We start from the raw sequence: 14,164 nt of genomic DNA on the forward strand, positions 1-14,164 counted from the left end.
TAAATATAGGTATTAATATTCTAGTTATTAATATACTTTTCAAAAATCGCTGAAAAGTCTTTCTGATTGTACTTTTCGTAGCTGTTCTTTGACCAGTTGAACACATATTCATTCACATTCTGCAGTTCCTGGCTTTTGGATACATTTTCCTGTTTTCCGGAAGCTACCGTACTGATCGCTTTCTGAAGGCTGTCTACAGAAAACCCTAAAAGCGACTGGTTGTGATGAACTTCCTGCTGAATGGCCAGAAGAGCTTTGTAAAGATCTTTTAACTGATCAATCTGGCCCTTGCTTACGCTGATCATCAGAGGAACATTTCCTATATGGAATGAAATTTCCACGTCAAGGTCTATGGTTCCCGCAGTTTGCAGGGCAATATTTGAAAACGGAAACTGATAATATTCGTATCTTCTTAAAATCCTTTTTTTATCCAGAGCGCTGGCTCCGTCGATATGAATCAAAGCTCTGTTGGTAAAGCAGTATTCATCTCTTTTAGATTTAATCAGGAAGAAAATCTTCTCACGGTCTTCAGACAGGATGTAATCATCTGAATCTACCTTGTCATAATCGTGAGCAGGAATAATTTTCCCGATATCTCCAAGTCCTAAGGCTTCTGCGGCAAGTTTTTTAAACATCTTTTATATGGATCAGTTAATGAATATTAAATGTGGATCACTTCACCGTAAGCTGCTGCAGCGGCTTCCATAATAGCTTCGGAAACGGTTGGGTGAGGGTGGATAGATTTAATGATCTCATGGCCTGTAGTTTCCAGTTTTCTGGCAACCACGGCCTCTGCAACCATGTCCGTAACACCTTCCCCGATCATGTGGCATCCTAGCCATTCGCCGTATTTAGCATCAAAAATTACTTTGATGAAACCGTCGGTATTTCCGTTAGCGGTAGCTTTACCACTTGCAGAAAGCGGGAATTTACCAACTTTGATCTCGTATCCTTTTTCTTTGGCCTGCTTTTCAGTAAGACCTACTGATGCAACTTCAGGGTGACAATACGTACATCCAGGGATATTGCCGTAGTCGATTTTCTCAACATGCATTCCTTTGATCTTCTCTACGCAAGTGATTCCTTCTGCTGAAGCAACGTGCGCCAGAGCCTGGGTAGGAATGATATCACCGATCGCATAGTAACCCGGTACTGACGTTTCATACCATTCGTTTACCAAAACTCTTCCTTTATCCGTCTGGATTCCTACGTCTTCCAATCCGATGTTTTCTATATTGGCAGCGATACCTACGGCAGAAAGTAAGATATCCGCTTCAAGGGTAATGGTTCCGTTAGCTGTTTTCACAGTCGCTTTCACTCCTTCTCCGCTGGTATCAACGCTTTCTACAGATGCATTGGTCATGATCTCGATCCCTGTCTTTTTAAGAGACTTTTCCAAGTGTTTAGAAATTTCTTCATCTTCTACAGGAACAATGTTCGGCATGAATTCCACAACGGTTACTTTAGTTCCCATGGTGTTATAGAAATCTGCAAATTCTACCCCGATAGCTCCTGAACCTACAACAATCATAGATTTCGGCTGCTCGGGAAGAGATAATGCCTGTCTGTATCCGATTACTTTCTTACCATCCTGAGGAAGGTTTGGAAGCTCTCTTGAACGTGCTCCTGTGGCGATAATGATATTCTCTCCTGTATATTCGGTTACTTTACCGTCTTTATCTGTAACAGAAACTTTTTTACCTTTCTGTACTGTAGCCGTACCCAAAATAACGTCTATCTTGTTCTTCTTCATCAGGAATTCAATTCCTTTGCTCATCTTGCCGGCCACGCCACGGCTTCTCTGGATCACGTTTGGAAATTCAAAGCTTGCTTCCACTTTATTCAGACCATAGTCTTCAGCATGGTTGATATAATGAAAAACCTGAGCAGATTTCAATAAAGCTTTCGTAGGAATACATCCCCAGTTCAGGCAGATACCTCCTAAATTTTCTTTCTCGATAATTGCAGTTTTGAAACCCAATTGTGCTGCTCTGATCGCTGTAACATAACCGCCAGGCCCGCTTCCGATGACAATGATATCGTAGTTCATTATTTTAAAAATTTTTATGCGAATTTAAGGAAAAATATTGGATGTTTTATGATCCGGCATTCCATATTTCACTGATCGCGAACTTCATTTGACCAGCCTTTGACCAAATCCGAAACTGAAATTAAATTTTTTAACCAAACCGTAAAATATTAGCATAATTATTGTATCCGAATTTAGAGATCACAAATAAGTGATTTTGATATAAAACTTACTAAATAATCAATTGTAAATGAATATCATAAAATCATCTTTATACACACAACTACAAAATTAGGATACTATGAAAATCAAGAATTTTATCGCAAGCTTTCTCTTGTTGAGCCTGTCTTTTAATGCTCAGGTTGGCATCAAAACGTCTACACCCAACAGCACATTAGCGGTTGCCGGATCTTTCGGTGCGGATTATAAGCAGATCTCTACAACCACTTACTCCATCACTGCCACAGACCATTATCTCACCTATAACGGGACGGGAAATGCCACTTTCACACTTCCTGTGATAGGAACCGGTACTACGAGCTACACTGGAAGAATTTATAAGATCAAAAATATCTCCACTTCCGGGATTACCCTTCAGGCGTCCAGTGGAAATACATTGAGGATTGACAATACCCCTGTAAATTCTTTTGTAATTCCTACAGGCGCTTATGCCGAAGTAGTGAATAACAGCAATACCACGGGAGGCACCTGGGACCTTTCTTTTACGGTACTTCCCAAGCCCAGTAATGTTGAAATTTATGGGGTCCAGCTTTCAATACCTCCGCATGCCGGGGGCACAGCTCCGGTTGCAGACTGGACTAATCATGCGGTAGCAACATATGATACCGGAACGGGAACTGATGCATGGTGGGTGATCAGTAAAGCATCAACAACCTATGCCCATACTTCCGCTTATTCCAACGCGAGCCGGATGACCCTCACCTATGAATATCAGGGTGCTCCATTTAATGTGACCAATATGTACCCTATTATAACGGCCGGGAATAACTCCAGCTTTCCGGATGTTTTCACCGCTTCATTTGTAAGCCTGGCCAACGTGGGAGGGAAAACCAGACTTACCGTTTCTGTTTCCCGTATTGATTTTATCGGAAGCAACGGATCTAATAACAGTAACTGGACGGGAACGTTCCTTCTGAATCTGTTGCTGGCGAGAAAGTTATATTAAGGTTGAGATTGAGGCTGAGGCTAAGGTTGAGAATGAATAAAGCCGTTTCATACTGTGTGAAACGGCTTTATTCATTTATTTTCTGCTTTTTAAGCTTTCTTTGCAAGCTTTTTAGGGCCTTACATTTTTTTCAGGAGTCTTTTCTGGCTCTGGTATTTTTCATTCAAAGCTTTCAGCTGATCACGCTTCATCTTTTTTGTGGCAAGCGGATGATTTAAGATCAGTTTTTTTTCTGCGTTGTATCTTTTATCCAGTTCCTTTGACTTCATTTCGATCATTTCACTTTTGGAAGGAGGTTCCGGCGGTCTTTTCTGGGCATTTACACTCATTGATAAACCTAATAACAATACGGATGATATAAGAAACTTTCTCATGACATTTTATTTTTTGAATGATTTTAGAAAATTTAAATTCATTCAGGTTTTGCAGTAAATATTACATATATCGTACCAGAGTTTTTATAATTCCGGGGATGATTTCCTGTAAACACGCTTGTGAAAAGGCTTTATCCACGCCTCAAAAAAAGTTATTCAATCTCAATATTCTGCTTTAACGGAAGGTTTCTGGACGAATTCCCAACCATAATCCTGTACGTTCCTTTTTCTACGGTCCATTTCATATCTTCATCTAAAAACTGCAGGTCCCTGACCGGAACCTGAATGGTCAGCTGTCTGGATTCTCCGGGATTTAAATAGATTTTTTGAAAACCTTTAAGCTCAATAACAGGCCTTGCAACGGATGCCAGAATATCTTTCACATAGAGCTGAACCACTTCACTGCCTGCTCTTGTTCCTGTGTTTTTGATTTTAATATCAGCAATAATGGTATCATTTTCCGAATATTTCATTTTGCTCAAATGCAGATCTGAAAGTTCGAAGGTGGTATAGCTGAGTCCAAATCCAAAAGGATACAACGGTTCACCGCTAAGGTCATAATAATCATTTCCCCTTCCAGTCGGGTGGTGGTTGTAAGTCAGTGGGAGCTGTCCTTCTTCTGCCGGGAATGTAACAGGTAATTTCCCGGAAGGATTTTCTGCCCCGAAAAGAATTTTCGCCACTGCATTTCCCCCTTCTTCCCCGGGATACCAGACATCTAAGATAGCTCCTGCCTTATCTTTCCAGGCTGTTGTTTTAATAGCAGATCCCCCTATCAGAATTACCGTAACGGGTTTATTAAGCTTTGAAACTTCCTGAATAAATTCTTCCTGATTTCCAGGCAGTGCCAGTGAAGAACGGTCCTGAAACTCTCCTTCGTGAATCCCTGCTGTAATAATGATATGATCTGCTTTTTCTGCTGTTTTTAGAGCGTCATCAAAGTCTTTCTGATAATCATCTATCCCATAATTCCAGATCAGGTCAATATTCCCTTCTCCCCTGCTTTCACGGAATTCTATGACGATGTCATACTTCCGGTCTTTAACAAAATCTATGGCGGCAGTTTTCGTGGAATATCCGGATTTTTCCCATTGATCAATGATTAATTTTCCATCCAGATACAAACGGGAACCATCATTCCCACGCAGTCCGAAATGATACTTTCCGGTGCCAGGAGCGCTCAGTTTTCCCGTCCAGCGGATGCTGTAGTGGTCCGGCTGAAGTTTTTCAGGATCGGGTGAGTACAGTGTCCATTTAAAATTAATCTGCTCATCCTGTCTTTCAAAAGCAGCGGTTCCTTTTAATTCAGGATTTGAAAAATATTGTCCTTTTAATCCTTTGCTATTTTCAAAAGACAAGAGTCCGGCGGGAACTGTTTTAAAATTTTTCAGGTCCCACGTAATCCCCTTTGCATAAGAGACTTCAATATTTTTATCTTTTGTGAAATTTTTAATGCCTTCCAGAATGCTGACCTTATGGTTCCCCGGTCCTGAATACCCGCCAAGCCTTGCATCAAAAGCATCTGTCCCGATCACCGCGATTTTTTTAGCATGAACGGAAACAGGAAGTGTCTCCTTTTCATTCTGTAATAAAACAATGGATTCAAGTGCTGATTTTTCCGCCAGAGGTTTATGATTGATTTTTTTTAATTCCCGGATTTCCTGATCGGAAACATAAGGGTTTTCAAAAAGCCCAAGCTCAAACTTTGCCCTTAAAACCCTTGCCACGGCATCATCTATTCTTTCTTTTGAAATCCGGCCATCCAGAAAAGGAGGTATAAATAATGAATAATGCTTGTATTCTGTCTGGAATATCACATCAAGTCCTGCATTCATGGCCTGTGCGGATGCGTCATCATAATCTTTTGCCGTAAAATGGAGTACATTCGCTCCACCTACCGCACTTGCATCGCTGATCACAAATCCTTTAAAATTCCAGTCTTTTTTCAGCTTTTCCGTGAGCAGCCAGTGATTGGCCGTAGAAGGCCTTCCGTCCAAAAGATTATAGGATGTCATTACCGATCTGCTTTTTCCTGAGGTAAAAGCTTTATGAAAAGGAACAAGATGGGTTTCTTCAAGATATCTTCTGCTCCAGTGAACGGGATAGGAATCCCGCCCGCCTTCTCCTACATTGGCTAAAAAATGTTTCGGGGTGGTGATGATTCCCATATTTTCGAACGAGGTTACAAAACTCATGCCCATTACAGAGGTTAAAAAAGGATCTTCCCCATAAGTTTCTTCCGTCCGGCCCCACCTCACATCACTGGCCAGGTTGACTACCGGCGTCAGGATCTGCCGGATTCCTCTTAATCTCGATTCTTTTGCGATGGCGGAGGACACCTGTTTCATAAGTTCAGGATTAAAGGTGGCTGCCAGCCCTACAGCTTGCGGAAAAGCGGTAGCTCCTTCACGCATCAGGCCGTGTAAAGCCTCGTCAAACGGAATAATGGGAATTCCCAGCCGGGATTCTTCAATGAAATATTTCTGAATCGCATTGATCTTTTTGGCAAGCATTTCAGCATCCTCCCCGGCATTATAGGTCAACAGTTGCCCGGCTGCGCCACCTCCCTGATTTGAAGCACTTACCTGCAGCCCAAAAATTCCATGTTTATACTGGTCTTTGGGTACATGATCCAGATCTCCGGGAATCATAAAACACTGCCAGAATTTTTCTTCGGGTGTCATTCTCTTCAACAGATCCTGAACCCGTGCTTCAACCGGCTGTTTTGGGTCCTTGTACAAAGTTTTTTCTTTCTGCGCATACAGGAAAACCGAACTCAGCGAAAGGGTAATGACCGTGACTTTAATCAAATTCAGATTCATTACTTAGCCATTTGAATTACCGATGCATACTTTATTTTTGTCCTGTCTGCGGGAAGCTTTACTTCTATTATATTTCCTGTCTGCTTCCACTGCAGTTTTGAATCTGTTCCAAGAATCTTCAACGATTTCGGTTTAAAATTTTCCGGAATTGAGAAACTCAGAACAGCCGGAGCCTGATAAACGGCTTTATCATCAATATGGAAAACGTTGAGGGTTTTGCTGTCTTTCGACCGGGTGTAGTAAAAATTTCCGTCATGGTAAGGTTCTGCACTTCTTGTGGCAAATACCGCTGACTGGTTTTTATCCATCCAGCCGGAAATCTCTTTTAATCTGTCGTAAACCACTGCATCATAATCTCCATTGGGCCCGGGAGCAATATTCATCAGGTAGTTTCCGCCTCTTGAAATGATTTTGATCAGGGTTTCTATGATTTTCTGTGAGGACTTATACTGATCGTTGGGAACATAGGAAAAAGAATTTCCCATGGTGATACAGCTTTCCCACGGGATGGAAAGGGCGTGTTCAGGGATGGCCTGTTCAGGTGTCACATAATTTTCCCATTTTCCAGGTACCGTACGGTCTACCATAATGATTCCCGGCTGGTTTTTCCTGGCCATGGTCCCAATTTTATCCATCTCAATATCCTGTTCCACTTTAATGGTTCTCTGCCATTCTACAGAAGGATCAATGGTTTTGAAAGGACGAACCCAGCCACCATCCAGCCAAAGGATATCGATTTTCCCATAATTGGACGTAATCTCATTAAGCTGATTGAACGTAAATTTTTTGAAGGCTTCCCATCTTTCCGGATATTTCTTCGGATCATAGTTCACATTTCTATCTTTCGGAGGAAAATACGGCCACCAGTAGTTTTCGGAATGCCAGTCCGGTTTGGAAAAGTAGGCTCCGATCCTAAATCCGTCTTTTCTGAATGTTGTAAAAATTTCTTTGGTGACATCCGCTTTCGGATTTTTTGAGAAAGGGGTTTTGGGTGAAGTCATTTTATAATCTGATTCTTTGGTATCAAACATAGAGAACCCGTCATGATGCTTTGTGGTGAAGACCACATACTTCATCCCTGCTTTTTTTGCAGCATCGGCCCATTTTTGTGGGTTAAACGCTATGGGATTAAAAGTGGTCTGAAGATTTTCGTAGTTCTTTACATATTCATTATAGGATTTTCCGTGCTCAGGCTTTCTCTTAGTCCAGGATTCATCTTCCGGGCAGAGGCTCCAGCTTTCTACAATCCCCCACTGGCTGTAGGTTCCCCAATGCATAAACAACCCAAATTTAAGGTCCTGCCATTCTTCCAGATTCTTAACAACAAGCGGGTCATCCGGTTTTTGGTATCCAGCTGATACATTATGTGTCTGTGAGAAGAATGCAGAGGAAATAAGAAGTGATGAAAGAAAAAGGGTTTTTGTTTTCTGTTTAATGAGCATGGAGGTTCGTTTTTGCTAAATTAACAATCATTTATGAACCTGCAATTTTTTGCTGCTATAAAATTGGATAGCCCTGAAATCAGGGCTATCCAAAGAATCCATAAGAATAATATAAGTGTATCTTCTATTTGATAATGATCTTTTTCGCAAGCTTTTTAGTTCCTGTTTCAATCCTAATGATACATCATGGCTATCAATTTTTAAAAGGTTAAAAAATCACCTCTGGTTCTTTTATGGCCGGATCTGAAAGTGAGATACATCCAGATTTTAAAAATGAGCGTTTTCATTATCGATATATTTTTCTTTGTTCATGGCATGTTTACGGCCTTTCAGGAATAGCAGGAGGTTAAAAAGCATCATAATTCCAAGATAAATAGAGAAGCCTCCGATCTTTTTGCTCAGTGCTACTACCAACCTTTCTATGGTTTCAATCTGGAAAAACTCAATAATGCAAAGGGCAAATCCTATATTGAGAAGGTAAAATCCAATCTTAAAGAGGGAATTGGTGGCCATCGCAATATCTTTTTTCTGGTGAAAAATATCAATCATAAATGTTTTTGAATTTTTAAACAGAAACTGGGATACCAACACGGTAAGAGCTATTACAATGGGCAGATAGATCATGTACGCTGAAAAATTGTACGTGGCGGTTAAAACTGTTGCAGTCATCGTTGTATTATTTAAGGGTTAGTTTATTTCTTAAAAAGTATAGCGTAATTATATTGACATAGTGAAGTGCACAAAGGATTAGAGTGATAAACCCGATGCGGGCGGCAGACACCGCAACTACTTCTTCAATAGAATTTACACGGGTCCAAAATGCAAGATTAACAGCGATATAGCCAAGATTTAAAAGATAATAGCATCCGAGGAGTATCCTGTTGATCGTAAGGCACATATCCTTGTCATGAATCAGGTATTCCAGATAAGTTTTGCCCGCCTGAAAGCACCTCCTTCCGACATCTACCGTGATGTAAGAGCTCACCGTGAGGAAAATGATATATGAGACAATATTAAACATCTTATAAATATTATATTTTCAGTAATTTTTGAAAATTTAATTCAAATAAAAAAGGATTTAATCCTCTTCTATTTCAGCAGGTTGGTAATTTTTCCTACCAGCCAGTGATCATCGCTTTTAATCGCCAGATCCATAATATTATTGATCTTCCCTGTCACAGAACTGAAATCACTCATCAGCTTGATAAACTCTTTTGCTTCTTCAGAATCATTGTCGTCTATATTTTTCAGTTCTTCCAGAAAGGAAATCACAGGTTCTATCTCTCTCTTTCTGCGCTCTTTGGTGATCTGTTTGAACAGATACCAGACATCTTTCTCCGCTATAAAATATTCTTTCCGGTCTCCTTTAATGAATTCTTTTCTTACAATTCCCCAGTCTATCAGGGCCCGGAGGTTCATATTGGCATTTCCTCTGGAAATTTCCAGCTGCTCCATCACCTCATCCGTAGAAAGCGGTTTTCCACTCGCCAGAAGCAATGCATGAACCTGTGCCATTGTCCGGTTAATGCCCCAGTTGGTTGCAAACGTTCCCCATGTCTGGATGTATTTTTCTTTTGCTTCTGAAAGTTTCATTTTGTCTTCTGTTTTATTTCTATGACAAATGTAATTATATTTTTTGAATTTTCAATAATTTTTGAAAATTAATTTCATTTTTATTAAATCCTTAATTCAATGACTGGTTCCGGATGGTTTTTTATGCATTTTAATTTTGATAGGATTTTATCCTATCCTGAGTTAAGTCGTCACTTTGTGACTCCTTATTCAAATCCTTTAAACAAAAAAAGAAATTTCCGTGGAAATTTCTTTTTTCTCTGACTTAATTTTTAATCACCTTAAAGGTTTCCCAGTGATCCTTAATTCTCAATCTGATCAGATAAATACTTTGGGGATATGAGGTGATGTCAATTGTGTTTTTACCTTCATTTAAATGTTCTTTTCTCATGATAATCTTTCCGGCGAGGTCATAGACAAACAGTTCCTCTATTGCATTTCTGGATTTTATGTTGATAATTCCTTTTGTAGGGTTCGGGAAGATCAGTGTTTTGGATTCCGGCTGGTTGTTCACTTCCGTTTCAAGCTTTTTATTCAGATGGTCATTTGAAATTCCGTCATTACATTCTGGAAGTGTGGCTCTCTGCAGAATCAGTCTCAGCAGCATGGCATTCAGCTTCTCAACCTCATAGGAATCAATGGTCGGTTTTATATGATTGTTACCGATTCCGCTGTCATTAGTCAGAAAAGTATAGGTTCCGTTGGTCATCAGTGCGAAGGTTCTCATCAGGTACTCCGTCTGCTTGTCTGCATCACTTGCCGATAAAGGAATGATGGTAATGCCTTTTTTGGCAGCGGATTTTATTTTTTCATACAGTTTACTGATGTTCTCCTCCGAACGGTGTGGAGGTGCATCAAGAATCAGAAACATGATTTTTGCAGAGTTTTCAGAACTCCATTTCAATTCATCTACGGAAACCTGCATGGCTTCTACCACCGCTTCAGGTGTATCTCCGCCTCCCCCTGCTCTTTGTTTCTGAATAAAATTCACCAGTTCTTCAGCGTGGTCGGAGAAATCAAATTTTCTGGTTACATATTCATCGCCATGATCCCTGTAAAAAACTGAGCCATACCTTACGGTTGTATTTTTCAGATTATTCTCTACCCTTCTTAAAACATCAAGCAGTTCAGATTGCAGGTAAGCAATTTCATCGCCCATGGAACCCGTTGCATCTACCACAAATGCGAGGTCCAGATTTCTTTTTGTAATGCAGGCTTTATCCAGGATAATAAGATTCTGTCCATTTTTAAAATCCCTTATATTACTGCTGATGACCTGCCCTGAACCATCCGCTAAATAGTATTTTTCAGAAACCGGATGGCTGTCTTTCATAGGATCAATCCATAATTCCGCATTACCAAGATTATTGGAAACAGCTTCCCATATGACTTCTTTTTTATCATTCAGCAGTCTCAGCTTTTCCCCGATGACAGGCTTTCTGTTTTTATTGACCAACTGAACGGAAACCCTTCGGTCAGGGAAAAACTTCCAGGTATTTTTATACTCGTCTAACGTAGGAACTGCTATATCTTTCCAATATTCCCATTTTGAAAAATCATTGACTTCCCCTGCGGTTAACTGTCCTGCTTTTGGTAAATCAATTTCCGGTTCTTTCAGGTCTTCTTTTTTAGTGGAGGAAATTTCTTTAAGTTTATCAATATCTTCTTTTGACAATCCTTTCGTGGTCAATAGAATGACTCCATTATTAGCTTTGCTGCCATATAAAGCTGTGGCTTCAAGCCCTTTGATCACCTTTAATTCTTTTATATTTTTAGAGTCCACAAGGTTCAATATCCCGGATGCTCCATCAAACACAACTCCATCTATTATAATCAATGGTTTTTCCGTACCTATGCTGCTGGCTCCGCGGATCATAATACCTGAATTTTTCCGGCTGCCGGATACGGTAATGCCACGGACTGTCCCACTTAAAGCAGCCACCGTTGAAGGTTTCGCAATTTCCGTGGAAGCAATCATAGAGCTTGATGATGTTACAGAGGCAACTGCCTTTTTATATCCCATGCCCAATACCACGACTTCTTCTATATTTTTTTCTCTTAGAGTATCTTTATTCCTTTGGCTGCGCTCTGCATATTCAGGAAATGTTTCCGGAATGCTGCCGGAAGTCATCTCTGAGGACACAGTTTCCTTAACGACCTTTGTTGGCGTATAGGCAAGAACCGAAGGAGTTACAAGTTCAGCTTCTTTTTCAATATTGGATTTCACCGTACTGTCTATCACCTGGATATGATCTTTCGCAGGGCTTTCTTTCGTTTTCTGAACAAAAGTCGGCTGAACCGGAGTTTTCATCTCTTTTTTATCTAAAAAATACAGGACCCCAAGTCCGATGATCAGGCTGGCTGCAATTCCATAGGGGAACCAGGCCGGAACGATTCTCTTTTTATCTTCTTTTTTATCTAATTTTTCTTCAACTTTAGCCCAAACTTTATCAAAACCCGGAAAAACAGCCGGCTCTTCTGAAAGCTTAGAAGCATCATTGAATCTTTTATCTATATCTTGATTATTTTCCATTGCTCTAAAGTTTAAATGTTCTGATTCACCAAAAGTTCCTGTAATTTTTTCCTTGCAAAATTGAGCTGAGATTTTGAAGTGCCCTCACTGATGGAAAGCATGGATGCAATTTCTTTATGAGGATAGCCTTCAATAGCGAAAAGATTGAATATTGCGCGGCATCCTTCGGGAAGGAAGTTCAGCAGGTTCAGGATATCTTTTTCAAAGGAAATACTTTCCGAAAGCGTTCCTGATGTCTCAATAAAGTGGTCATCCATTGAAATGAATTGCGCTTTGGCTGCTCTTAATTTCTGAAGACATTCATTGACTGCAATTTTTCTCGCCCATCCTTCAAAAGTATTCAGATCCTGAAGCTGGGTAATTTTCGTGAAGATTTTGTAAAAAGTATCGGCCAACACTTCTTCGATGTCTTCATCATTTTTAAGATAGCGCCGGCAGACCGCGAACAGTTTACCCGCCATTTTCTCGTAGACCTTCCGCTGTGCACTGCGGCTGCCACGCTGGCATTCTATTAGTAATTCTCTTTCCATAGTCAGGCTTTATATTCTTATAGATGCGTAAACTTTGAGAGGGGTTGGAAAAGTTTTTATTTTTTTTGCAAAAAGGCGAAAAGGCTAAATCGCAAAAGGGCAAATAAGCTGATTTGCAAATTTGCCATCTAAGCTTTCTCTTCATTCTTCGCTTCCTTTGCTTCCCATGCTCTTTAGCAGTTTCGCGATTTTGCCGTTTTGCGATTTAGCCTTTTCGCTTTTCCACCTCTCCAAATTTAACTTTTCCCTCTGTAACAAATCTCAACAACGAACGACTATTCATATAAATAATCTTTTTATAGTAATGAAAAATACCAAAATTACCTCATTACTTTTTGTTTTGTCTGCAGGAAGTATGATGTTTGCCCAGGATGATCTGATCAACAAATTAAAAAACAACCAATCTCAAAATGCTAATTTCCAGTTCACTACATTAAAAGATGTAGGAGCAACCTCTGTGAAGAACCAGGGTTCATCCGGAACCTGCTGGAGCTATTCGGGGAATTCTTTCCTGGAATCTGAAATGCAGAGAATGGGTAAAAAACCTGTAGACCTTGCTGAAATTTTTACGGCAAGAAATTCTTACCACGATAAAGCCAAATTATATGTACTGAACAGTGGCGCCATCAGCTGGGGTGACGGAGGTGAACTTCACGACGTGATCAATATGTACAAAAAATACGGCGCCGTGCCTCAGGATGTGTATACAGGGCTGAAGCAAGGTCAAACCCTGAATAATTTTAAGGAAATGCAGGGAAAACTAAAGCCGGTTCTGGACAGTCTTGTTCAGGCAGGTTCCAAAGGAAAGCTTACTGATAACTGGATGGATGCAGTAGATGCCATCCTTGACGAATACCTTGGAAAAGTTCCGGCTAACTTTACTTATGAAGGAAAAAATTACACTCCAAAGACTTTTGCGAAAGAAGTAGTAGGCATCAATCCTGAAGATTACGTAGAAATTTCTTCTTATAAAGATTACCCATACTATCAGAAGTTTGTAGTTCCAATCCCTGATAACTGGAGCCATGATTCCGACTGGAATGTTCCGATGAAAGATTTAACGGCAATTATCGACAATGCTGTAAACAAAGGTTACTCTGTAGGATGGGCAACAGATGTTTCGGAACCTTATTTTTCTTATAAAAACGGGGTTGCCTATGTTCCGGATATGGACCTGAACCAGATCACTGGTGACAACAAGCAGACTTTATTTACTGAGCCTAAAAAAGATAAAACCATCACTGAAGATATGCGTCAGAAAGGCCTTAACAACCTTTCTACAACTGATGATCACGGGATGCACATTGTAGGACTGGCCAAGGACCAGACCGGTAAGGAATATTATATGGTGAAAAATTCATGGGGTGTAACGAATGATTTTGAAGGATATCTTTACGTAACAAGGCCTTATGTAGAATATAAATCCACAGCCATCCTGATTCATAAGAACGCTATTCCGAAAAGCATCGTGAAGCAGCTGAAGCCTACTAAAAATATCGGTTTATAATCCATCAATCACTGTTACCGTTCATCACGGTAATTTTAGATATTTAAATCTGTTAAAACTGCGCTCCGGATCATCTGGGGCGCAGTTGCTTTTTTATCCCGGATTTTCATATGAAATATTTCGCTATCTATTGAAAATATTATACTTTTAATCATCAACAAATTATTAC

12 protein-coding genes are annotated in these 14,164 nt (G+C 40.1%); 2 read left to right on the top strand and 10 right to left on the bottom strand.

Annotated features, from left to right (window positions below; all coding sequences use genetic code 11):
• Nucleotides 1–20: 20 nt before the first annotated feature.
• Both B7E04_RS17375 and lpdA read right to left on the bottom strand, forming a co-directional pair.
• Complete coding sequence (locus tag B7E04_RS17375) at nucleotides 21–635, bottom strand: PH domain-containing protein (protein ID WP_062648436.1); 615 nt, start codon at nucleotides 633–635, stop codon at nucleotides 21–23.
• A 26-nt stretch (nucleotides 636–661) separates the two neighbouring features.
• Complete coding sequence (lpdA, locus tag B7E04_RS17380) at nucleotides 662–2,050, bottom strand: dihydrolipoyl dehydrogenase (protein WP_080779785.1); 1,389 nt, start codon at nucleotides 2,048–2,050, stop codon at nucleotides 662–664.
• Nucleotides 2,051–2,330: 280 nt separating this feature from the next.
• Between lpdA and B7E04_RS17385 the strand changes: the two genes are divergently transcribed.
• Nucleotides 2,331–3,215, top strand: coding sequence for a hypothetical protein (locus B7E04_RS17385; protein WP_080779787.1), 885 nt, complete (start codon nucleotides 2,331–2,333; stop codon nucleotides 3,213–3,215).
• Between the two features lie 119 nt (nucleotides 3,216–3,334).
• Here B7E04_RS17385 and B7E04_RS17390 read toward each other — a convergent pair whose 3' ends face one another.
• The 8 genes from B7E04_RS17390 to B7E04_RS17425 form a co-directional block, all read right to left on the bottom strand.
• A complete protein-coding gene (locus B7E04_RS17390) occupies nucleotides 3,335–3,589 on the bottom strand; it encodes a hypothetical protein (RefSeq protein WP_080779788.1) in 255 nt (84 codons plus the stop codon).
• A 152-nt stretch (nucleotides 3,590–3,741) separates the two neighbouring features.
• Nucleotides 3,742–6,411, bottom strand: coding sequence for a beta-glucosidase (locus B7E04_RS17395; RefSeq protein WP_080779790.1), 2,670 nt, complete (start codon nucleotides 6,409–6,411; stop codon nucleotides 3,742–3,744).
• Nucleotides 6,411–7,853: an alpha-L-fucosidase gene (locus B7E04_RS17400; protein ID WP_080779793.1), complete on the bottom strand. Its 1,443-nt coding sequence runs from the start codon at nucleotides 7,851–7,853 to the stop codon at nucleotides 6,411–6,413. The genes B7E04_RS17395 and B7E04_RS17400 overlap by 1 nt, the downstream gene beginning before the upstream one ends.
• Nucleotides 7,854–8,120: 267 nt before the next feature.
• Nucleotides 8,121–8,522 carry a hypothetical protein gene (locus tag B7E04_RS17405; RefSeq protein WP_080779795.1) on the bottom strand — a complete coding sequence of 134 codons (402 nt, stop codon included), beginning with the start codon at nucleotides 8,520–8,522 and terminating at the stop codon, nucleotides 8,121–8,123.
• 7 nt (nucleotides 8,523–8,529) lie between these two features.
• Complete coding sequence (locus B7E04_RS17410) at nucleotides 8,530–8,874, bottom strand: hypothetical protein (RefSeq protein ID WP_080779797.1); 345 nt, start codon at nucleotides 8,872–8,874, stop codon at nucleotides 8,530–8,532.
• Between the two features lie 68 nt (nucleotides 8,875–8,942).
• The gene (locus tag B7E04_RS17415; RefSeq protein WP_062648461.1) at nucleotides 8,943–9,446 is read right to left on the bottom strand and encodes a GbsR/MarR family transcriptional regulator; all 504 of its coding nucleotides are present in this window, start codon (nucleotides 9,444–9,446) and stop codon (nucleotides 8,943–8,945) included.
• 244 nt (nucleotides 9,447–9,690) lie between these two features.
• Entirely contained in the window at nucleotides 9,691–11,958 is a 2,268-nt protein-coding gene (locus B7E04_RS17420; protein WP_080779799.1) for a VWA domain-containing protein, read from the bottom strand.
• 11 nt (nucleotides 11,959–11,969) lie between these two features.
• The gene (locus tag B7E04_RS17425) at nucleotides 11,970–12,488 is read right to left on the bottom strand and encodes an RNA polymerase sigma factor (RefSeq protein WP_080779801.1); all 519 of its coding nucleotides are present in this window, start codon (nucleotides 12,486–12,488) and stop codon (nucleotides 11,970–11,972) included.
• Nucleotides 12,489–12,792: 304 nt separating this feature from the next.
• On the opposite strand from B7E04_RS17425, the gene B7E04_RS17430 reads away from it, so the two are divergent.
• Nucleotides 12,793–13,995 carry a C1 family peptidase gene (locus B7E04_RS17430; RefSeq protein WP_080779802.1) on the top strand — a complete coding sequence of 401 codons (1,203 nt, stop codon included), beginning with the start codon at nucleotides 12,793–12,795 and terminating at the stop codon, nucleotides 13,993–13,995.
• Nucleotides 13,996–14,164: the final 169 nt, after the last annotated feature.

The sequence above is a fragment of the Chryseobacterium phocaeense genome, from assembly GCF_900169075.1.
GTDB classification, from domain to species: domain Bacteria; phylum Bacteroidota; class Bacteroidia; order Flavobacteriales; family Weeksellaceae; genus Chryseobacterium; species Chryseobacterium phocaeense.